Source organism: Pseudomonas fluorescens, from assembly GCF_002022275.1.
Taxonomy (GTDB): Bacteria; Pseudomonadota; Gammaproteobacteria; order Pseudomonadales; family Pseudomonadaceae; genus Aquipseudomonas; species Aquipseudomonas fluorescens_AJ.
Window position 1 is genome coordinate 240115 of record NZ_MSDF01000007.1, and the last position, 22105, is coordinate 262219.

General features: G+C 60.9%; 17 protein-coding genes and 2 pseudogenes. 10 read left to right on the forward strand and 9 right to left on the reverse strand.

The window, feature by feature from the left end; all coding sequences use genetic code 11:
* The first annotated feature begins 8 nt into the window (after window positions 1-8).
* On the forward strand, window positions 9-1331 hold the full coding sequence (locus BFW87_RS03410; protein ID WP_078738570.1) for an ABC transporter ATP-binding protein: 1323 nt from the start codon (window positions 9-11) through the stop codon (window positions 1329-1331).
* 152 nt (window positions 1332-1483) lie between these two features.
* Here the strand turns inward: BFW87_RS03410 and prpD are convergent, their stop codons facing one another.
* The 6 genes from prpD to BFW87_RS03440 form a co-directional block, all read right to left on the reverse strand.
* A complete protein-coding gene (gene prpD, locus BFW87_RS03415; protein WP_078738571.1) occupies window positions 1484-2968 on the reverse strand; it encodes a 2-methylcitrate dehydratase in 1485 nt (494 codons plus the stop codon).
* A gap of 197 nt (window positions 2969-3165) precedes the next feature.
* Window positions 3166-4356 (reverse strand): 2-methylaconitate cis-trans isomerase PrpF, encoded by a 1191-nt coding sequence (gene prpF, locus BFW87_RS03420; RefSeq protein WP_078738572.1) that lies wholly within the window; start codon window positions 4354-4356, stop codon window positions 3166-3168.
* A gap of 10 nt (window positions 4357-4366) precedes the next feature.
* Window positions 4367-6961 carry a Fe/S-dependent 2-methylisocitrate dehydratase AcnD gene (gene acnD, locus BFW87_RS03425; RefSeq protein ID WP_078738573.1) on the reverse strand — a complete coding sequence of 865 codons (2595 nt, stop codon included), beginning with the start codon at window positions 6959-6961 and terminating at the stop codon, window positions 4367-4369.
* A gap of 184 nt (window positions 6962-7145) precedes the next feature.
* The gene (prpC, locus tag BFW87_RS03430; protein ID WP_078738574.1) at window positions 7146-8273 is read right to left on the reverse strand and encodes a bifunctional 2-methylcitrate synthase/citrate synthase; all 1128 of its coding nucleotides are present in this window, start codon (window positions 8271-8273) and stop codon (window positions 7146-7148) included.
* A gap of 34 nt (window positions 8274-8307) precedes the next feature.
* A complete protein-coding gene (prpB, locus tag BFW87_RS03435; protein ID WP_078738575.1) occupies window positions 8308-9201 on the reverse strand; it encodes a methylisocitrate lyase in 894 nt (297 codons plus the stop codon).
* Window positions 9198-9908, reverse strand: a complete 711-nt coding sequence (locus BFW87_RS03440) for a GntR family transcriptional regulator (protein ID WP_078738576.1) — start codon at window positions 9906-9908, stop codon at window positions 9198-9200. Before BFW87_RS03440 ends, prpB begins: the two co-directional genes overlap by 4 nt.
* Before the next feature lie 272 nt (window positions 9909-10180).
* On the opposite strand from BFW87_RS03440, the gene rloA reads away from it, so the two are divergent.
* The 5 genes and pseudogenes from rloA to BFW87_RS03465 form a co-directional block, all read left to right on the forward strand.
* Window positions 10181-10714 (forward strand): retropepsin-like aspartic peptidase RloA, encoded by a 534-nt coding sequence (rloA, locus tag BFW87_RS03445; RefSeq protein ID WP_078738577.1) that lies wholly within the window; start codon window positions 10181-10183, stop codon window positions 10712-10714.
* 5 nt (window positions 10715-10719) lie between these two features.
* Entirely contained in the window at window positions 10720-12252 is a 1533-nt protein-coding gene (rloB, locus tag BFW87_RS03450; protein ID WP_078738578.1) for an osmotic stress tolerance membrane protein RloB, read from the forward strand.
* Window positions 12252-13220 (forward strand): annotated as a pseudogene (locus tag BFW87_RS03455) (alpha-L-glutamate ligase-like protein); the annotation flags it as partial. The gene rloB and the pseudogene BFW87_RS03455, both read left to right, overlap by 1 nt.
* Before the next feature lie 128 nt (window positions 13221-13348).
* A complete protein-coding gene (gene pabB, locus BFW87_RS03460; RefSeq protein ID WP_078738579.1) occupies window positions 13349-14692 on the forward strand; it encodes an aminodeoxychorismate synthase component I in 1344 nt (447 codons plus the stop codon).
* An 89-nt stretch (window positions 14693-14781) separates the two neighbouring features.
* A pseudogene (locus BFW87_RS03465) lies at window positions 14782-14955 on the forward strand (helix-turn-helix domain-containing protein); the annotation flags it as partial.
* Between the two features lie 127 nt (window positions 14956-15082).
* On the opposite strand, the gene thrH reads toward BFW87_RS03465, so the two are convergent.
* Window positions 15083-15700: a bifunctional phosphoserine phosphatase/homoserine phosphotransferase ThrH gene (thrH, locus tag BFW87_RS03470; RefSeq protein ID WP_065929901.1), complete on the reverse strand. Its 618-nt coding sequence runs from the start codon at window positions 15698-15700 to the stop codon at window positions 15083-15085.
* Window positions 15701-15850: 150 nt separating this feature from the next.
* Between thrH and BFW87_RS03475 the strand changes: the two genes are divergently transcribed.
* The 3 genes from BFW87_RS03475 to BFW87_RS03485 all read left to right on the forward strand — a co-directional run bounded on the left by BFW87_RS03475 (window position 15851) and on the right by BFW87_RS03485 (window position 19350).
* Window positions 15851-16585 carry a phosphoadenylyl-sulfate reductase gene (locus tag BFW87_RS03475; protein WP_078738580.1) on the forward strand — a complete coding sequence of 245 codons (735 nt, stop codon included), beginning with the start codon at window positions 15851-15853 and terminating at the stop codon, window positions 16583-16585.
* A gap of 499 nt (window positions 16586-17084) precedes the next feature.
* Window positions 17085-18608, forward strand: a complete 1524-nt coding sequence (locus BFW87_RS03480) for an NCS1 family nucleobase:cation symporter-1 (protein WP_078738581.1) — start codon at window positions 17085-17087, stop codon at window positions 18606-18608.
* Window positions 18609-18621: 13 nt separating this feature from the next.
* Complete coding sequence (locus BFW87_RS03485; protein WP_065873911.1) at window positions 18622-19350, forward strand: aspartate/glutamate racemase family protein; 729 nt, start codon at window positions 18622-18624, stop codon at window positions 19348-19350.
* Window positions 19351-19473: 123 nt separating this feature from the next.
* On the opposite strand, the gene BFW87_RS03490 is transcribed toward BFW87_RS03485, so the two are convergent.
* The gene (locus BFW87_RS03490) at window positions 19474-20397 is read right to left on the reverse strand and encodes a LysR family transcriptional regulator (RefSeq protein ID WP_078738582.1); all 924 of its coding nucleotides are present in this window, start codon (window positions 20395-20397) and stop codon (window positions 19474-19476) included.
* A 127-nt stretch (window positions 20398-20524) separates the two neighbouring features.
* Between BFW87_RS03490 and BFW87_RS03495 the strand changes: the two genes are divergently transcribed.
* Window positions 20525-21271 (forward strand): 3-oxoacyl-ACP reductase family protein, encoded by a 747-nt coding sequence (locus BFW87_RS03495; protein WP_078738583.1) that lies wholly within the window; start codon window positions 20525-20527, stop codon window positions 21269-21271.
* Window positions 21272-21401: 130 nt separating this feature from the next.
* Here BFW87_RS03495 and BFW87_RS03500 read toward each other — a convergent pair whose 3' ends face one another.
* On the reverse strand, window positions 21402-22091 hold the full coding sequence (locus tag BFW87_RS03500; protein WP_078738584.1) for an HAD-IA family hydrolase: 690 nt from the start codon (window positions 22089-22091) through the stop codon (window positions 21402-21404).
* Window positions 22092-22105: the final 14 nt, after the last annotated feature.

Sequence of the window (22105 nt, forward strand, 5' to 3'; positions counted from 1 at the left end):
TCGCCGTGATGACTACCTCTACTGAACACACTGTCGACACCCCGGAAATTTACTCGCTGAAAAACGTGAACCGGGTGTTCGGCAAAGGCAAAGACGAGCTGCAAGTACTCAGCGGCGTGGACCTGAGCCTGCACGAAGGCGAGATCGTGGGCATGCTCGGCCGCTCCGGCTCCGGCAAGTCTACGTTGCTGCGCATCATCGCCGGGCTGATCCAGCCCTCGTCGGGCGATGTACGTTATCGGGGCAAACCGCTCAATGGTCCGGCCGAAGGCGTGGCCATGGTGTTCCAGACCTTCGCCCTATTCCCGTGGCTGACCGTGCTGGAAAACGTCGAAGCCGGCCTGCAAGCCTTGCAGGTCGAGCGCAAGGAAACCCGCCGACGCGCGCTGGCGGCCATCGACCTGATCGGCCTCGACGGTTTCGAAAACGCCTACCCCCGCGAATTGTCCGGTGGCATGCGCCAGCGCGTGGGCTTCGCCCGTGGCTTGGTGGTCAACCCGACGCTGTTGTTGATGGACGAGCCCTTCTCTGCACTGGACGTACTCACCGCCGAAACCCTGCGCACCGACCTGCTGGATTTGTGGAGCGGCAAGCAGCTGCCGATCAAGTCGATCCTGATCGTGACCCACAACATCGAAGAAGCCGTGTTGATGTGCGACCGCATTCTGGTGCTGTCGTCCAACCCCGGCCGCGTGGTCGCCGAGATCAAGGTGCCATTTGCCCACCCGCGCAATCGCCTCGACCCGACGTTCCGGCAGATGGTCGATGACATCTACGCGCTGATGACCGACCGGCGCAGCGCCGATGCCAGCCGTGGCTTGCCCGAGCTGAAAATGGGCAGCCTGTTGCCGGAAGTGTCCACCAACCTGATGGCCGGTCTGATCGAAACCCTCGCCGCCGAGCCTTACAACGGCCACGCCGGTCTGCCCACCGTGGCTGAACGGCGCTTGCTGGAGGTCGATGATCTGTTTCCGGTAGCCGAAATGCTCGAGCATTTGGGCTTCGCCGAACTCAAGGGCGCCGATATCACCCTCACCGACGCTGGCAAGCTGTTCGCCGACTATGGCACTCAGGAACGCAAAACCCTGTTCGCCGAGCATTTGATCCGCCATGTGCCGCTGGCCGCGCGCATTCATCAGGTGCTGCTGGAGCGCAGCGGCCACCGCGCGCCAAGGGTGCGTTTCGAGCAGGAACTGGAAGACTCGATGACCGAGGCCTTTGTCGAGAAAACCCTGGAAAGCGTGGTGGCGTGGGGGCGGTATGCGGAGATTTTTTCGTATGACGACCATACCGAGACGTTCAGCCTGGATGATGTGGAAGGCAGTATGTAAACCAGCTTGAACAACACCGAACAACTGTGGGAGCAGGGTTTGTGTGGGAGCTGGCTTGCCTGCGATGCGGGCAACTCGGTCTTTCAGTTAAACCGAGGTGATGCCATCGCAGGCAAGCCAGCTCCCACAAAAGCCAGCTTCACATCGACGGGTTAGATCACGAACAAGTCCACAAACCGGTTCACCGGAGTGGCCTCAAGCTTTGCCTGATCCTTGCACAACGCAAAAATCTCCCCACTGCGCTGCGCGGTAAAGCGCGTGGCCAGGTTGGCCTTGAATTTGTCTTCCAGCAACGGAATGCCATCCGCCCGGCGACGGCGATGGCCGATCGGGTATTCCACCGCCACTTGCCCGGTGCTGGAGCCGTCCTTGAAAAACACCTGCACCGCGTTAGCAATGGAGCGCTTGTCGGCCTCCAGGTATTCGCGGCTGTAGCGCGGGTCTTCGACGATTTCCATCTTGTCACGCAGCGCGTCAATGATCGGGTGCGCGGCGTGGAAATCATCTTCGTACTGCTCGGCCACCAGGTTGCCGAACGCCAGCGGCACGGCGGTCATGTATTGCAGGCAATGGTCGCGGTCGGCGGCATTGGCCAACTGCCCGACCTTGGAAATGATGCGAATCGCCGACTCGTGAGTGGTGATCACGATGCGCTCGATCTCGTGCAGGCGATGCTTGACCTGCGGATGCAAGGTCACTGCCGCCTCACAAGCGGTTTGCGCGTGGAATTCGGCGGGGAAGCTGATCTTGAACAGCACGTTTTCCATCACGTAGGTACCGTACGACTGGGACAGGCTGAACGCCCGCTTGTCCTCGGGCTTGAGCGCCAGATCCTTGTTGGTGTGGCTGAACAGCACGTCGTAGAAGCCCCACTGCGGCGCGCTCAACACGCCAGGAATGCCCATCTCGCCGCGTAACGCGATATCCGCCAGGCGCACGCCCCGGCTCGACGCATCCCCCGCCGCCCAGGATTTGCGCGAACCGGCATTCGGCGCGTGGCGGTAAGTGCGCAACGCCTGACCATCGACAAACGCATGGGATAGCGCGGCAAGCAGTTGCTCGCGATTGGCGCCCATCAGCTTGGCCGTAACGGCCGTGGAGGCGACTTTCACCAGCAGCACGTGATCAAGGCCTACACGGTTGAAGGAGTTTTCCAACGCGATCACGCCCTGGATTTCGTGGGCCATGATCATCGCTTCCAGCACCGCGCGCACCGTCAGCGGCGCATCGCCATTGGCCACGCGTTTTTGCGAGAGGTGATCAGCCACGGCGAGGATACCGCCGAGGTTGTCCGAGGGGTGGCCCCATTCGGCGGCGAGCCAGGTGTCGTTGTAGTCGAGCCAGCGCACGATGCAGCCGATATCCCACGCAGCCTTGACCGGATCCAGACGGAACGACGTGCCTGGCACGCGAGCGCCAAAGGGTACGACCGTGCCCTCCACGATGGGCCCCAGGTGCTTGGTGCACTCGGGGAAACGCAGGGCCAGCAGGCCGCAACCGAGGGTGTCCATCAGGCAGTTGCGGGCGGTGTCCAGCGCGGCTTGGGAGTCGATCCGGTAGGTGAGGACGTAATCGGCGATGTCCTGCAAAACCTGGTCGTAGTCGGGGCGGTTGTTCTGGTCGACGTTGGCGCTCATGGCAGTACTCCAAAAGTGGGTGGGGTAGTCCTCGGGCTCACGGTTGTTGGAGAGCAGATCTTGTGTGTCTGCCTTGAAATACAAATCACCTGTGGGAGTGGGCTTGCTCGCGAATGCGGTGTGTCAGCTATGAATCTGGTGACTGACACACTGCATTCGCGAGCAAGCCCGCTCCCACATTGGGTCGGTGCAAGCCTCTAGAACGCGTCGCCGGGCACGCGCACGAAGCCTTCCATCAGGACCCGCGCGCTGCGGCTCATGATGGCTTTTTTTACCACCCATTCACCGTTCACCTGACTGGCTTCAGCGCCCACGCGCAGGGTGCCGGACGGATGCCCGAACCGCACCGCGTTACGCTCAACACCACCGGCCGCAAGGTTGACCAAAGTCCCGGAAATCGCCGCTGCCGTGCCAATCGCCACCGCCGCCGTGCCCATCATGGCGTGGTGCAATTTGCCCATGGACAGCGCGCGAACCAGCAAATCCACGTCACCGGCCTTTATCGCCTTGCCGCTGGACGCCACGTAATCCGCAGGCTTGGCCACAAACGCGACTTTCGGCGTGTGCTGACGCTGGGCGGCTTCGTCCAGGTGTTTGATCAGGCCCATGCGCAAGGCACCGTAGGCCCGCACGGTCTCGAACATCGCCAGGGCTTTGGGGTCGCTGTTGATTGCACTTTGCAGCTCAGTGCCGGTGTAGCCGAGGTCTTCGGCGTTGATGAAAATCGTCGGAATGCCCGCGTTGATCAACGTGGCCTTGAAGGTGCCGACACCCGGCACTTCCAGGTCGTCGATCAGGTTGCCGGTGGGGAACATCGAGCCGCCGCCGCCCTCTTCTTCCGCCGCCGGGTCCATGAACTCCAGTTGCACTTCGGCGGCCGGAAAGGTCACGCCGTCGAGCTCAAAGTCACCGGTTTCCTGCACGGCGCCGTCAGTGATTGGCACGTGGGCGATGATGGTTTTGCCGATATTCGCCTGCCAGACCCGCACCACGGCCACGCCGTTTTGTGGGACGCGGGCCGGATCGATCAACCCGGCGCTGATGGCGAACGAACCCACCGCTGCCGACAGGTTGCCGCAGTTGCCGCTCCAGTCCACGAACGGCTTGTCGATGGAGACCTGGCCAAAGAGGTAGTCCACGTCGTGATCAGCCCGGGTGCTTTTGGCCAGGATCACGGTTTTGCTGGTGCTCGACGTCGCGCCGCCCATGCCGTCGATCTGCTTGTCGTAGGGGTCGGGGCTGCCGATCACCCGCAACAGCAAGGCATCGCGCGCGGCGCCCGGCACCTGCGCCGATGCGGGCAGGTCCCTGAGGCTGAAAAACACACCCTTGCTGGTGCCGCCACGCATGTAGGTGGCGGGAATCTTGATTTGCGCTGCGTGTGTCATGGTTAACCCCTTAAGCGGTCGCCGCCGATTCCAGGAAGTCTTGAGCAAAACGTTGCAACACGCCGCCCGCCTCGTAAATCGACACTTCTTCGGCGGTGTCCAGGCGGCAGGTCACCGGCACTTCGACACGCTCGCCATTTTTGCGGTTGATCACCAGTGTCAGCGTGGCACGCGGGGTGCGTTGGCCGAGCACGTCATAGGTTTCGCTGCCGTCGATCTTCAGTGTGTGACGGTCGGTGCCCGGCAAGAATTCCAGTGGCAGCACGCCCATGCCCACCAGGTTGGTGCGGTGGATGCGCTCAAAACCTTCGGCGGCAATCGCCTCCACACCGGCCAGACGCACGCCCTTGGCTGCCCAGTCGCGGGACGAGCCTTGGCCGTAGTCAGCACCGGCAATGATGATCAGCGGCTGCTTGCGTTCCATGTAGGTTTCGATGGCTTCCCACATCCGCGTGACCTGGCCTTCCGGCTCGATGCGCGCCAGGGAACCCTGCTTGACCTTGCCGTTTTCCACCACCATTTCGTTGAACAGTTTCGGGTTGGCAAAGGTTGCGCGTTGCGCGGTCAGGTGGTCGCCACGGTGAGTGGCGTAGGAGTTGAAGTCGACTTCCGGCAAGCCCATTTTCGCCAGGTATTCACCGGCGGCGCTGTCGAGCATGATCGCGTTGGACGGCGACAGGTGATCGGTGGTGATGTTGTCCGGCAGCACCGCCAACGGGCGCATGCCCTTGAGCGGCCGCGCCCCGGCCAGCGCGCCTTCCCAGTACGGCGGGCGGCGGATGTAGGTGCTTTGCGGGCGCCAGTCGTACAGCGGCGTGACTTTCGGGCCGGTGTCTTCATGGATGGCGAACATCGGAATGTAGACCTTGCGGAACTGCTCCGGCTTGACCGAAGCCTTGACCACCGCGTCGATCTCTTCGTCGCTCGGCCAGATGTCTTTCAGGCGGATTTCATTGCCGTTCGCGTCGAGGCCCAGCACGTCCTTTTCGATATCAAAACGAATGGTACCGGCGATCGCATAAGCCACCACCAAAGGCGGCGAGGCCAGGAACGCTTGCTTGGCGTACGGATGAATGCGTCCGTCGAAGTTGCGGTTGCCCGACAGCACGGCGGTGGCGTACAGGTCGCGGTCGATGATTTCCTGCTGGATCACCGGGTCCAGCGCGCCGGACATGCCGTTGCAGGTGGTGCACGCGAAGGCCACTACCCCAAAACCCAGTTGCTCCAGCTCAGCCGTCAAGCCCGCTTCATCGAGGTACATCGCCACGGTTTTCGAACCGGGCGCCAGGGACGATTTGACCCACGGCTTGCGCGCCAGCCCCAGCTTGTTGGCATTGCGTGCCAAGAGGCCTGCTGCAATCACGTTGCGCGGGTTGCTGGTGTTGGTGCAACTGGTGATGGCGGCGATGATCACCGCGCCGTCGGGCATTTGCCCCGGCACGTCCTCCCACTGGCCAGAGATACCTTTGGCCGCCAGGTCGCTGGTGGCGACACGAGCATGCGGGTTGCTCGGGCCAGCCATGTTGCGCACAACGCTGGACAAGTCGAAGGTCAGGCCGCGCTCATACTGTGCGCCTTTCAAGTCGTCAGCCCACAGGCCAGTGTGGCGAGCGTATTGCTCCACCAACGTGACTTGTTCGTCTTCGCGGCCGGTGAGTTTGAGGTAGGCGATGGTCTGCTGGTCGATGTAGAACATCGCGGCCGTGGCGCCGTACTCGGGGGCCATGTTGGAGATGGTCGCGCGGTCGCCCAGGGTCAGTGCCGATGCGCCCTCGCCGAAAAACTCCAGCCACGCGCCGACGACTTTTTGCTTGCGCAGAAACTCGGTCAGCGCCAGCACCATGTCGGTGGCGGTGATGCCCGGTTGCAGCTTGCCCGTGAGCTCCACGCCGACGCTTTCCGGCAGGCGCATCCACGACGCGCGGCCGAGCATGACGCTCTCGGCTTCGAGGCCGCCGACGCCGATGGCGATCACGCCCAGCGCGTCCACGTGCGGCGTGTGGCTGTCGGTGCCGACGCAGGTATCCGGGAAGGCCACCCCGTCGCGCACCTGGATCACCGGGGACATTTTCTCCAGGTTGATCTGGTGCATGATGCCGTTGCCGGGCGGGATCACGTCGACGTTCTTGAAGGCCTTTTTGGTCCACTCGATAAAGTGGAAACGGTCTTCGTTGCGACGGTCTTCAATGGCGCGGTTTTTCTCGAATGCGTCCGGGTCGAAACCACCGGCTTCGACGGCCAGGGAGTGGTCGACGATCAGTTGGGTCGGCACTACCGGGTTGACCTGGGCAGGGTCGCCGCCTTGCAGGGCGATGGCGTCACGCAGGCCCGCGAGGTCGACCAAGGCAGTCTGGCCGAGGATGTCGTGGCACACCACGCGGGCCGGGAACCACGGAAAATCGAGGTCGCGTTTGCGCTCGATCAACTGGCTCAGGGAGGCGTTGAGGGTAGCCGGGTCGCAGCGGCGTACGAGGTTTTCGGCGAGCACGCGAGAGGTGTAAGGCAAGGTGGTGTAGGCGCCGGGGGTGATCGCCTCGACAGCCGCGCGGGCGTCGAAGAAATCCAGGCGGCTGCCGGGGAGCGGTTTGCGAAATTCAGTGTTCATCGGTTAGGACTCGGTCACGGTAGGTTCACAGGGCGAGCTGTCGACACTGGCCTGGCTTTCTGTGGGAGCTGGCTTGCCTGCGATGGCATCACTGCGGTGTGACAGGTACACCGAGTGGATGCCATCGCAGGCAAGCCAGCTCCCACAAAAAAGCACATGTGCCTGTGTGCTCAGCTCATCCCATTCAGCGACGTTCGATTGGCACGAACTTGCGCTGCTCAACGCCGATGTACTCGGCGCTTGGACGGATGATGCGGTTATTCGCGCGCTGCTCGAACACGTGCGCGGCCCAGCCGGTCAGGCGCGAGCAGACGAAAATCGGCGTGAACAGTTTGGTCGGAATGCCCATGAAGTGGTACGCCGAGGCATGGTAGAAATCGGCATTGGGAAACAGTTTTTTCTGTTCCCACATGGTTTTGTCGATGGCTTCGGACACCGGGAACAAGACCTTGTCGCCGGCTTCGTCGGCCAGCTTTTTCGCCCAGCCCTTGATCACTTCATTGCGCGGGTCGCTGTCTTTGTAGATCGCGTGGCCGAAGCCCATGATCTTGTCTTTGCGCGCCAGCATGCCGAGGGTGCCTTCGACGGCTTCCTCTGCGGACGAGAAACGCTCGATCATTTCCATCGCTGCTTCGTTGGCGCCGCCGTGCAGCGGGCCGCGCAGGGAGCCGATGGCGGCGGTGACGCAGGAATACAGGTCCGACAGGGTCGAGGCACACACCCGTGCTGTGAAGGTCGAGGCGTTGAATTCATGCTCGGCGTAAAGAATCAGCGAGACGTTCATCACTTTGACGTGCAGCTCGCTCGGCGTCTTGCCGTGCAGCAGGTGCAGAAAGTGCCCGCCGATGCTCGGCTCGTCAGTCACGCAGTCAATCTTTTTGCCGTCGTGGCTGAAGCGGTACCAGTAGCACATGATCGCCGGGAAAGCCGCGAGCAGGCGGTCGGTGACGTCGTGCTGGGCGCTGAAATCTTTCTCCGGCTCGATGTTGCCGAGGAACGAGCAACCGGTGCGCATCACGTCCATCGGGTGGGCGTCGGCGGGGATGCGTTCGAGCACTTCTTTCAGCGCTTGCGGCAGGTCGCGCAGCTTACTCAGCTTGGCGCTGTACGCGGCCAGCTCGGCCTTGGTCGGCAACTCGCCGTACAGCAACAGGTAGGCGACTTCTTCAAACTGCGCATCGGCGGCCAGTTCGCGCACGTCGTAACCGCGATAGGTCAGCCCGGCGCCGGCCTGGCCCACGGTGGACAGTGCGGTCTGCCCGGCCACCTGGCCACGCAGGCCGGCGCCACTCAGTACTTTTGCTTCAGCCATGGTGCTTCTCCAATTTTGTATTTATACGCAGGCTTTATTTTTTCGCAGCAAACAGCGCGTCGAGCTTCTGCTCGAAGGTGTGGTAGTCGATGCGGTCGTAAAGCTCCATGCGCGTTTGCATGGTGTCGATCACGTTCTGCTGGGTGCCGTCGCGACGGATCGCGGTGTAGACGTTCTCGGCGGCCTTGTTCATGGCGCGGAAGGCCGAGAGCGGGTACAGCACGATGGAAACATCGGCAGATTTCAGTTGTTCAGTGGTGTAGAGCGGCGTGGCACCGAACTCGGTGATGTTGGCCAGGATCGGCGCTTTCACACGCGAGGCAAACAGCTTGTACATCTCAAGCTCAGTGATGGCCTCCGGAAACACCATGTCAGCGCCGGCTTCGATACAGGCGGCGGCGCGTTCCAGCGCCGACTCCAAACCTTCAACGGCCAGCGCGTCGGTGCGTGCCATGATCACGAAGCTGTCATCGGTGCGCGCATCCACAGCGGCCTTGATGCGGTCGACCATTTCCTGCAGCGGCACGATTTCCTTGTTCGGGCGATGACCGCAGCGCTTGGCGCCGACCTGGTCTTCGATATGGATAGCGGCCGCGCCGAACTTGATCATCGACTTGACGGTACGCGCGACGTTGAACGCCGAGGAGCCGAAACCCGTGTCCACATCCACCAGCAGCGGCAGGTCGCACACGTCGGTAATGCGGCGCACGTCGGTCAGCACGTCATCCAGCCCGGTGATGCCCAAATCCGGCACGCCGAGAGAGCCGGCGGCGACACCGCCACCCGACAGGTAAATCGCCTTGAACCCGGCGCGCTTAGCCAGCAGCGCGTGGTTGGCATTGATCGCGCCAACCACTTGCAGTGGGTGCTCGCTGGCGACGGCGTCACGGAAACGCTGGCCGGGCGTAGTTTTATTATTCGAACTCATGACTCACCTCTTTCAGGGGCGCCGCCGGGGAAATGACGGGCAATGTTGCGTTTGGACGCGCCGATGTGACGGCGCATCAACAATTCGGCCAGTTCACCGTCGCGGTCGGCAATCGCATCCAGGATGCGGTGATGCTCGGCAAAGGCTTGGCGTGGGCGATTGGGCGTGGCGGAGAACTGGATGCGGTACATGCGCACCAACTGGTACAGCTCGCCGCAGAGCATTTGGGTCAGGGTACGGTTACCGGCGCCTTGAATGATCCGGTAATGAAAGTCGAAGTCACCTTCCTGCTGGTAGTAGCCGAGGCCCGCCTGGAAGGCTTCGTCGCGCTCGTGGGTGTGCAATACCTGGCGCAGTTCTTCGATTTCGGCGTCGGTCATGCGCTCGGCGGCGAGGCGACAGGCCATGCCTTCGAGGGATTCGCGGATTTCATAGAGTTCGACCAGCTCGGCGTGGCTCAGGGATACCACCCGCGCGCCGACATGGGGCACGCGCACCAGCAGGCGCTGGCCTTCCAGCCGGTGGATCGCCTCGCGCAGCGGGCCCCGGCTGATGCCGTAGGTACGCGCCAGTTCCGGCTCGGAGATCTTGCTGCCGGGGGCGATCTCGCCTTTGACAATGGCGGCCTGGATACGCCGGAAGACATTCTCCGACATCGTCTGGGATTCGTCCGAGGCAGCCAACGGGGCTTCCGCTTGATCCAGCATATTGTCGACACCTTTAAAAGCAATGCCGCAAAAACTAGCGAATCAGCCTCGGATAGTCAAAGAATAAATATACATTGTCGACAATCGTCTAATAACCTCGCCTGCACTCAATAGAGGCATGGCCGCCTGCCAGCGCTGGCGCCAGAAAAGCATCATGTTAGAATGCCCGCCGCTTTTGCCTGACATCGCTAGATGAAACGGCGCACGAGGGAGCTTGCGCAGTAATGCCAGTCGCCTTGAATCACACATCGCACTGCACCGCCTCGGGATTTATGAGACTCAAGCCCTTCCTTCTATTGATTTGCCTGCTCCTGCCCGGCCTTGGCGTTGCCGCCGAGAAGACCGTGTATGGCCTGAACGAATACGCAAAACTGGCGGGCATCGACCTGGAGGTCGCCGCCAAACTCGACACCGGCGCCAAGACCGCATCCCTCAGCGCCCGTGACATCAAGCGCTTCAAGCGCAACGGCGAATCCTGGGTGCGCTTTTATCTGGCCATCGACACTGCCCATTCCCACCCCATCGAACGCCCTCTGGCCCGCGTCAGCAAAATCAAGCGCCGCGCCGGTGACTACGACCCCGATGAGGACAAGAACTACACCGCCCGCCCAGTCATCGCGCTGGATATCTGCATGGGCACCGCTTTACGCAGCATCGAAGTGAACTTGACTGACCGTAGCGCTTTCCAATACCCGCTGCTGATCGGCTCCGAAGCGTTGAAACGCTTTGATGCGCTGGTCGACCCCAGTCTTAAATACGCAGCAGGCAAACCTGCCTGCGCCACCGACGCTCATACCGCCGAGTAAACCGAATGCGCTCTTTGACCCTGCACCTGAGAATCCTCATCACCATTTTGGTGGTGCTGGGTATTTCGGTCACCGCCTACCAGATTTTCGTGCTGGGCATTCCCGTCACCGAGGACGCCACCGACGACTTGTGGAACATCGACGCCAAGGTCGAGTTCGTCGCCAGCCCCAAGGACCCGGTAAAAATCTCGATGTTCGTGCCGCCTCTGAGCCGCGACTTTGTCAGCCTCAATGAGAGTTTCATTTCCAACAACTACGGCGTGAGCGTCAACCGCACTGACGGCAACCGTAAGGTCACCTGGTCGGCGCGCCGCGCCAAGGGCAACCAGACCCTGTATTACCGCCTGGTGCTGACCAAGCGTTACAGCGGCGAGAAGGTCAAGGTCAAAGGCCCGACCTTCCGCGACAGCATTGCCGTGGAAGGCCCGGAAAAAATCGCCGCCGAAGCCCTGCTCGCGCCGATCCGCCAACACTCGGCGGACGTCGAAACCTTTATTACCGAAGCCATCAAGCGCACCAACAACCTCAACGACGACAACGTGAAGCTGCTGCTGGCGGGCGACCCATCGATACCGCACAAGGCCAAGATCGTCGAGTTGCTGCTGTCCATCGCCCACGTGCCGGTGGAAAAAGTCCACACCATCCGCCTCGTTGCCGACCAGCCGCAAACCCCTGAACTGTGGCTGCGCAGCTTCAATGGCAACGACTGGCTGTACTTCAACCCGGAAACCGGTGAACAGGGCCTGCCGGCTGACCGCCTGCTGTGGTGGACCGGCGATGAAAACCTGATCACGGTGGATGGCGGCAAGAAAGCCATGGTCACCTTCAGTATGAACAACAGCGAGATGAACGCGATTCGCCTGGCCAAGCTGACAGATGAGAACACCGACGCCAACTTCCTCGAATACTCGCTGTACGGCCTGCCGCTGCAAACCCAGCAGACCTTCATGATCATGGTGATGATCCCGATTGGCGTGCTGGTGATTCTGATCCTGCGCAACCTGATCGGCCTGCAAACGCTGGGCACTTTTACGCCGGTGCTGATTGCGCTGGCGTTCCGCGAGACGCAGCTGGGCTTCGGGATTGTGCTGTTCACCATTATTACGGCGCTGGGGCTGTCCCTGCGGTCGTACCTCGAACACTTGAAGCTGCAGATGTTGCCGAGGCTGTCGGTGGTGCTGACCTTCGTGGTGGTGCTGATCGCGGCCATCAGCTTGTTCAGTCACAAGCTGGGGCTGGAACGCGGGCTGTCGGTGGCGCTGTTCCCGATGGTGATTCTGACCATGACCATCGAACGACTGTCGATTACCTGGGAAGAACGCGGCGCCAACCATGCGCTGAAAGTCGCGATCGGTACGCTGTTCGCCGCCTCCCTCGCCCACATCATCATGAGCGTGCCGGAGCTGATCTATTTCGTGTTTACCTTCCCGGCGGTCCTGCTGATTCTGGTGGGCTTCATGCTGGCCATGGGTCGATATCGCGGCTACCGCCTGACCGAACTGGTGCGTTTCAAGGCCTTTTTGAAGGCTGACCAGTAATGTTCGGCTTCTGGAAGACCTGGAAGGCCCTGGAAACGCGGGGGATCATGGGCATCAACCGGCGAAACGCCGACTACGTGCTCAAGTACAACAAGCGCAGCCTGTATCCGCTGGTGGATGACAAGATCATCACCAAGGAACGCGCCCTGGCCGCCGGCCTGCATGTGCCCGAAATGTACGGGGTGATTTCCACCGAGAAAGGCATCGACAAGCTCGACGAGATCATCGGCGGGCGCAGCGACTTCGTGATCAAACCCGCGCAGGGCGCCGGCGGTGACGGCATTCTCGTCGTGGCGGACCGGTTTGAAGGGCGCTACCGCACGGTGTCCGGCAAGATCATCAGCCATGAAGAAATCGAGCATCAGATCTCCAGCATCCTCACCGGCCTGTATTCCCTTGGCGGCCACCGCGACCGCGCGCTGATCGAATACCGCGTGGTGCCCGACCAGATCTTCAAAAGCATCAGCTACGAGGGCGTGCCGGACATCCGCATCATCGTGCTGATGGGCTACCCGGTGATGGCCATGCTGCGTTTGCCGACCCGGCAGTCCGGCGGCAAGGCCAACCTGCACCAGGGCGCGATCGGCGTGGGCGTAGACCTGGCCACCGGCCTGACCCTGCGCGGCACCTGGCTGAACAACATCATCACCAAACACCCCGATACCACCAATGCGGTGGATGGCGTGCAACTGCCCAACTGGGACGGTTTCATGAAGCTTGCGGCGGGCTGCTATGAGCTGTGCGGGTTGGGTTATATCGGCGTGGACATGGTGCTGGATCAGGAAAAAGGCCCGCTGATTCTCGAACTGAATGCGCGGCCGGGGCTGAATATTCAGATCGCCAACGACTGTGGGTTGACCTTGCGCACACATGCGGTGGAAGCAAGATTGGAGGAATTGAAAGCTGCCGGTGTGACGGAAACGCCGGAAGAGCGGGTGAGGTTTGTGCAGGAAATGTTTGGGCACATTCCTGCGATGGCAAGCAATACCCCTTCAAGATCAGCCCTCAATCTGCTTATCCCCGACATCCCCCCTAGGACCAAAACCGACAGGGGACTACAATCGCCTCCCCCAAGCCAACCGCTGATTCGCTTCGCATGTCGACCTGTTCCGTACACCCGCTGCCCTACAGGGCCAACCCCGCCGAGTACTTCACGGCGATTCGCCACGCCCCCGGCGCGGTGCTGCTCGACAGCGGCCGCCCGGCGGCCGAGCGCGGGCGTTATGACCTGCTGAGCGCGTGGCCGAATGCCACGTTGACGGTGGCGCCTGACGAAAACGGCAGTGATTTCCTGCAGCGTTTGCGGCAAAACCTTACACAGCTCGGTGAAGCGGGTTTGCCGGCTGGCTATGAATTGCCGTTTGCCGGCGGGCTGATCGGCTACCTGAGCTACGACTTCGGTCGGCATCTGGAAAACATGCCGCACCTCGCCGTAGACGATTTACACCTGCCGGATGCGCGCTTCGGGCTCTATGCCTGGGCGCTGATCAGCGATCACCACGCGCAGACCAGCCAGCTGGTATTCCATCCATCACTTGCTGACAGCGAACGGCAACGCCTGATTGCATTGTTCAGCCGTGAAACTGTCGACACCCCGGCAAGCTTCAAACTGCACGGCCCCATGGCCCCGGACCTCACCGCCGAGGCCTACCGGCAGGCCATCGTGCGCATTCAGGATTACATCCAGGCCGGCGACTGCTACCAGGTCAACTTCGCCCAACGCTTTCGCGCACCGTGCATCGGTGATCCGTGGGCGGCGTATTGCGCCTTGCGTGAAGCCTGCCCTACCCCGTTTTCCGGGTTCCAGAGCCTGCCGGATGATGGCGCGGTGCTTAGCCTGTCGCCGGAACGCTTTGTGCGCATCAGCGAGCGCCAGGTCGAAACCCGCCCGATCAAAGGCACCCGCCCACGTGGCCTGACGCCCGAAGAAGATGCGGCCAACGCCGCCCAACTGCTGGCAAGCCCCAAGGACCGTGCCGAAAACCTGATGATCGTTGACCTGCTGCGCAACGACCTCGGCCGCACTTGCCGCACCGGCTCGGTCAAAGTGCCGGAGCTGTTCAGCCTGGAAAGCTACCCCAACGTTCACCACCTAGTGAGCAGCGTGACGGGTGAGCTGGCCGCCGACAAAGACGCCCTCGACCTGATCGCCGGCAGCTTCCCCGGCGGCTCCATCACCGGTGCGCCGAAGATCCGCGCAATGCAGATCATCGACGAACTGGAGCCGACGCGCCGCGGGTTGTACTGCGGTTCGCTGGTGTATCTGGATGTGCGCGGCGAGATGGACAGCTCTATCGCGATCCGCAGCTTGCTGGTCAAGGATGGGCAGGTGTGCTGCTGGGGCGGCGGCGGGATCGTCGCGGACTCGGAGTGGGAGGCCGAGTATCAGGAGTCGCTGACGAAGGTGCGGGTGTTGTTACAAACGCTGGAAAACCTGTAGGGCCCAGGCCTTTCGTTTACAAGCCCGATATTTAATAGTCAAAAATGTTTCCGGGGTTGCATCTGCACAACGCGCGGCTCAACACCTCCCAGTTTCGGATGGAGCAACTGGGCATGACCGCCCGCGACCTGGAGCCTTTTATCGGCACCAGTGGGCGGGTGTCGGAAGTGTTGAATCACAAGCGCAAGCTGGGTTTGTCGATGATCAAGCGACTGCATGAGGGCTTGAGCATTCCATATGAGAGGTTGCTGGCAGGGGTTTGACCGACGATATGCAGTGACTGGACTGACCTCATCGCAGGCAAGCCAGCTCCCACATTTGATCGGGTTCACACAATTCAAAGGTGGGAGCTGGCTTGCCTGCGATAGGGCCATCAGCCCATCGAATGGCTTACAGGCTCAACTGCCGATTCGACGCCTTGATAAATTCCTTCTTCAAATCCTCAAACGTATGCACCGCCGGAAACTGCGGGAATTCGCGAATCACGTTCTCCGGCGCATGGAACAAAATCCCGCGGTCCGCTTCGCCCAGCATGGTGGTGTCGTTGTAGGAATCGCCGGCGGCAATCACGCGGTAATAGAGGGTTTTGAAGGCCAATACCGACTGGCGTTTCGGATCTTTCTGACGCAGCTGGTAGCTCACCACGCGGTCGTTTTCGTCGGTAATGAGCCGGTGACACAGCAAGGTCGGGAACCCCAGCTGGCGCATCAGCGGCTGGGAAAACTCGTAGAAGGTGTCCGACAGGATCACCACCTGGAAGCGTTCGCGCAGCCAGTTGACGAACTCGATGGCGCCGTCCAGCGGCTTCAGCGTGGCGATCACTTCCTGGATGTCGGCGAGCTTGAGCCCATGTTCATCAAGGATGCGCAGGCGTTGCTTCATCAGCACGTCGTAGTCGGGAATGTCACGGGTGGTGGCCCGCAGGGATTCAATACCGGTTTTTTCGGCGAAGGCGATCCAGATTTCCGGAACCAGTACCCCTTCCAGGTCGAGACAGGCAATTTCCACTAGACACTCCCATTGATGTTGTTAGTTGAGCGAGCAAAAGGACTGCCGAACTCTAGCGATTCAAGCTCGCCGCCGCAACGCAGAGCGGATTTTGATACCATCGCTCCCCTAGAGAGCGCTCAGCGCCACTGACCTGTAGGAACCGTCCTGATGAACCAAGCCTTCGACGTCGCTGAACTCGCCGCGACTTATGCCAACAAATCCGCCCAGGACATTCTCAAGCTGGCGTTCAGCCAGTTCGGTGATGACCTGTGGATTTCCTTCAGCGGTGCCGAGGATGTGGTGCTGGTAGACATGGCCTGGAAGCTCAACAAGAACGTCAAGGTGTTCAGCCTCGACACCGGCCGCCTGCACCCGGAGACCTACCGGTTTATCGAGCAGGTGCGCGACTTCTACAAGATCGACATCGAACTGATCTCGCCGGACCAGACCAAACTGGAACCTTTTGTTAAAGAAAAGGGCCTGTTCAGCTTCTACAAAGACGGCCATGGCGAGTGCTGCGGCGTGCGCAAGATTGAACCACTGCGCCGCAAACTCTCCGGCGTCAGCGCCTGGGCCACCGGCCAACGCCGCGATCAAAGCCCGGGGACACGCAGCCAGGTGGCCGTGTTGGAAATCGACACGGCGTTCTCCACCCCGGAACGCACCCTGTACAAATTCAACCCGCTGGCGCAGATGACCAGCGAGGAAGTCTGGGGTTACATCCGCATGCTGGAGCTGCCGTACAACAGCTTGCATGAGCGCGGCTTTATCAGCATCGGCTGCGAGCCTTGCACTCGCCCGGTGTTGCCGAACCAGCACGAACGCGAAGGCCGTTGGTGGTGGGAAGAGGCAACGCAGAAAGAATGCGGGCTGCATGCGGGGAATATCATCAGCAAGGCGTAAGCCTTGGCGCAGTAAAAAGTGTGGGAGTGGCCTTGTGTGGGAGCTGGCTTGCCTGCGATAGCATCACCCCGGTATCACTGATACACCGAGGTGCCTGCATCGCGGGCAAGCCCGGCTCCCACACAAGCCCGCTCCCACATTTGTTTTGTGTTGAGCAAAAAAATGTACACACACATGTAACCATCGGTGCCATTTATGTGTGCAATCCAAATTCCTTCGCACCAAAACGTAACACCCCTCTCCCCACACTCTATGCCTGTTTAATAGAGTGCCCTCCTGGCAGAAAATAAATACCTGTTCAAACGGTCAATTTATATCGCTTTAGATTCAACCATTTATTAATCACACCTGCAAAAACGAAATTAACCACAGTTTTCATAGATCAAAAACTGGCACGCATGTGGCTTAAGGTGAAATACGCTTTGTATACAATAAATACAAAACCTACATACACTTTGCCATCCGCCGCTTTGCTGCAGATGCGCTGGAGCCTGCCGGAATGCGTACAAGCCTCTCGAATCACATCGCACTGGATCTGCCCTCCCTGAACCCCGAGGCCGCGAGCCCCGGCCCGCTGGTGCTTAGCCCACGGTTGCACAACAAGGACCTGGCGCCCACCAAGGTTGAAGGTCGACGCTGGGGGCGTTACAGCATCTTCGCACTGTGGACCAATGACGTGCACAACATCGCCAACTATTCGTTTGCCATTGGCTTGTATGCGCTGGGCCTGGGCGGCTGGCAGATCCTGTTATCCCTCGGGATCGGGGCGGCGCTGGTGTACTTCTTCATGAACTTGTCGGGGTATATGGGCCAGAAAACCGGCGTGCCGTTTCCGGTCATCAGCCGTATCAGTTTCGGCATTCATGGCGCGCAGATTCCGGCGTTGATTCGCGCGGTGATTGCGATTGCCTGGTTCGGTATACAAACCTACCTGGCCTCGGTGGTTTTCCGTGTGTTGTTGTCGGCGATTCATCCGGGGTTTGCCGACTATGACCACAACTCGATCCTTGGCCTGTCCACCCTGGGCTGGGCGTGTTTTGTCGCGATCTGGTTCGTGCAACTGGCGATCCTGGCGTATGGCATGGAAATGGTGCGTCGCTATGAGGCGTTTGCCGGGCCGGTGATTCTGGTCACCGTCGCCTCGCTGGCCGGCTGGATGTACTTCCAGGTGGGCGGCAACATCGCCTGGTCGGTTCGCGAGCCCCTGAGCGGCGGTGAGATGTGGCGCAATATCTTTGCCGGCGGCGCGTTGTGGCTGAGCATTTATGGCACGCTGATTCTGAATTTCTGTGACTTCGCCCGTTCTTCGCCGTGCCGCAAGACCATCCAGGTCGGCAACTTCTGGGGCCTGCCGGTGAATATCCTGGTGTTTGCCGCGATCACCGTGCTGCTGTGCGGCGGGCAGTTCCAGCTCAATGGCCGGGTGATCGAAAGCCCGACTGAAATCATCGCGGCCATCCCCAACACCTTCTTCCTCGTATTGGGCTGCCTGGCGTTCCTGATTGTCACCGTGGCCGTGAACATCATGGCCAACTTTGTCGCACCGGCCTTTGTGCTGAGCAACCTGGCGCCCAAGTACCTGAACTTCCGCCGCGCCGGGTTGATCAGCGCAACGTTGGCGGTGCTGATCCTGCCGTGGAACCTCTACAACAGCCCGCTGGTGATCGTGTATTTCCTCTCCGGTCTGGGCGCGCTGCTGGGGCCGCTGTATGGCGTGATCATGGTCGACTACTGGCTGATCCGTAAAAGCCGGGTGGACGTGTTGCAGCTGTATAGCGAAGACCCAAGCGGGGTTTATTACTACAGCCGTGGCGTCAATTTGCGTGCGGTCGCGGCGTTTATTCCTGCGGCGCTGATCGCCATTCTGCTGGCGCTGTTGCCCGGCTTTGCCAGCGTCGCCCCGTTTTCCTGGATGTTTGGCGCCGGTATTGCAGGGCTGCTTTACCTGCTGATCGCCAAGCGCCAGCCGTTCTACGCCGATGTCAGCGGCGAAAGCATTGCAGTCGATAACGTCAGTCATTAATCAAGGACATTCCATGCGTATCCTCGTGGTCAACGTCAACACCACCGAATCCATCACTGAAACCATCGCCCAGCAGGCGCGGGCTGTGGCCGCACCGGGCACCGAGATCGTCGGGCTCACGCCGTACTTTGGCGCCGAATCCGTGGAAGGCAACTTTGAAAGCTACCTGGCGGCCATCGCCGTGATGGACCGGGTCATGGCTTACGACCAGCCCTTTGACGCGGTGATACAGGCCGGTTATGGCGAGCATGGCCGTGAAGGTTTGCAGGAATTGTTGAATGTGCCGGTGGTGGATATCACCGAAGCCGCGGCCAGCACGGCGATGTTTTTGGGGCATGCGTATTCGGTGGTCACCACACTTGACCGTACCGTGCCGCTGATCGAAGACCGCCTGAAACTCGCGGGCCTGTATCAGCGCTGCGCATCGGTGCGTGCCAGTGGCATGGCGGTGCTGGAGCTGGAAGAAGACCCGCTGGCGGCCATGGAGGCCATCGTGCGCCAGGCCGAACTGGCCATCCGCGAAGACAAAGCCGAAGTGATCTGCCTGGGCTGCGGCGGCATGGCCGGGCTGGATGAGCAGATTCGCCAGCGCACCGGTGTGCCGGTGGTGGATGGGGTGACGGCGGCGGTGACCATTGCTGAATCGCTGGTGCGGCTGGGGTTGTCGACGTCGAAAATCAGGACCTATGCGACGCCTCGGCCGAAGAAAGTGATTGGCTGGCCGGGGCAGTTCGGCCGGTAGACCGCGTCGCGGCCATCGCGGGCAAGCCCGGCTCCCACAGTTGATCGCGTTTCCAGCTTGAAATGCATCCCCCTGTGGGAGCTGGCTTGCCTGCGATAGCCACACCTCGGTCCACCGCCCTCATCAAACCGCACTGAACCTGCGGACCAACCCCTGCTCCGCAAACTGCTCAATGATGAAGTCCACAAACGCCCGGGTCTTGCCGGGCAGCAGTTTGTGTTCGGCGTAGTAGATGGAAATATTGCCGTCATCGACGTACCAGTCAGGCAGCACACGCACCACCGCGCCGCTGTCGAGAAACGGCACGGCCATCGGCATGCTCACCAACGCAATACCCAAACCTTGAGCGCTGGCGCAGCACGCGGCTTCGGAATCGCTCATGGTCATGCCGGGCTTGAGCACCAGCGGGCGATGTTCACGCTCCAGGCTGGTGAGGTGCCAGGAGCGCACGCGGCCGGTTTGCGGGGAGCGGATCAAAATGCCCAGGCAGCGCGACAGGTCTTCGGGGGTTTCGACTGTCGGGCGTTGCGCGAGATAGTCCGGCGACGCCACCAACACCCGGTGCGCGGGCGCAAGTTTGCGTGCGACCACACCCTGGGGCAGCTCAAAACCACCTCCGATCGCTGCATCGAAGCCTTGGCCGATCAGATCAACCTGACGGTTATCGAAATGCCAATCGGGGCTGATGTCCGGAAAGCGCCGCATAAACGCTCCCAGCAACGGCACCACATAGCGATTGCCGAATACCGTGCCCATGCTGACTTTAAGCGTGCCCACCGGGCGGCCTTCGGCGCTGGCCAGGTTAGCCACCGCATTCTGGATCGTGGTGAGGCTGGCGCTGACTTCTTCGAGAAACAGTTTGCCGGCTTCCGTCAGGGTCAGGCGACGTGTACTACGCTGGAACAGCCGAACGCCCAAGCGCGCTTCCAGCTTGGCGACGCTTTTACCGACGGCCGCCGGGGTCAGGCTCAAGTGCCGCGCCGCCTCGGCAAAGCTGCCACCTTCGGCGCTGCGCACAAAGCATTCGATACTGCCAAAGCTTTCCATACCACTGCACTCTAAACTTTTGGTTTACACAGACTATAGCAATCACGGTCTACCGGGCAGCGGCGCTCAAGTCGATACTCGGTTCCAACAACAAGGCACTCCCGCCTTGAACGACCAGGAGATCGACATGACCACACAAAACCTCAGCGGCAAAGTCGCCTTGATTCAAGGCGGTTCCCGCGGCATCGGCGCCGCCATCGTCAAGCGCCTCGCCGCGCAAGGTGCAGCGGTTGCCTTTACCTACGTCAGCTCGGCCGCCAAGGCTGAAGAACTGCAGAACAGCGTCATCAGCGAAGGCGGCAAAGCCCTGGCGATCCACGCCGACAGCGCCGACGCCGACGCGATCCGCAATGCCGTCAACGCCACCGTCGAAGCCTTTGGCCGCATCGATATCCTGGTGAACAACGCCGGTGTGCTGGCCATCGCGCCACTGGAAGACTTCAAACTGGAAGACTTCGACCAGACCCTGGCGATCAACGTGCGCAGCGTGTTTATTGCGACCCAGGAAGCAGCCAAGCACATGGGCGACGGCGGCCGGGTGATCAATATCGGCAGCACCAACGCCGAACGCATGCCGTTTGGCGGCGGCGGCCCTTATGCGATGAGCAAGGCGGCGCTGGTCGGTTTGACCAAAGGGTTGGCACGGGACCTGGGGCCGCGCGGCATCACGATCAACAACGTGCAGCCTGGGCCGGTAGACACTGATATGAACCCGGCGAACAGCGAGTTTGCGGAGAGTTTGATGGGGTTGATGGCCATTGGGCGGTACGGACATGTGGAAGAGATTGCCAGCTTTGTGGCGTATCTCGCAGGGCCGGAAGCCGGGTATATCACTGGTGCAAGCTTGACCATTGATGGTGGTTTCAGCGCCTGAGCCAACATGGGAACTGGCTTGTGTGGGAGCTGGCTTGCCTGCGATGGCGGTGTATCAGGGCCAGATGTGTGGCTGGCACACCGCAATCGCAGGCAAGCCAGCTCCCACATTTTTTTTGACTGCATTTCAGTCAACGCAATGGCGGCAAGCCATAAGCCGCAAGATCAAAGTCCGCAAGCTTGCGGATGATCTGGTCAGCATGGTGGTACTTGCTGTCAGCCATGGCCTCATCCGGCACGGCGATGGCGGTCATGTTGGCGGCTTTGGCGGCGGTCACGCCAAACGGCGAATCCTCGAACACCAGGCAATCCTCGGGCGCAACGCCCAGGCGGCGCGCGGCGGTGAGGAAGATGTCCGGCGCAGGTTTGGCCGCGCCGACTTCCGGGTCATCCGCCGTGACGATGGTGCCGAACAGGCTGAACCACTCGCGGTGCAAGGTCGTTTTATGACCAAACGAATTGCGCGACGAACTGGTGCCCACGGCAATCGGTATGTTGTGCGCGTGCAAATGCCGCACCAGCGCTTCGGCGCCGGGCATGCCCAGCGCTTTGGGGAAACGCTCGCTCATCAACGGTTCGCGAATCTTGAGAAACTCGGCCGAAGTGATCGGCAAGTCGAGCGCCTTGACCACGTAGTCAGCCAGGTCCTGCGCACCGCGCCCGATGATGTGCTGCTTGATGCCCCAGTCATAGGTGCGGCCGTAACGTTCGGCGATGATCTGCGTGACTTCGGTGTAGATGCCTTCAGTGTCCAGCAACAACCCGTCCATATCGAAAATCACGGCCTTGATCGGACCGACTGCGCTACGCGGTGCATTCATCACAACAAAACCCT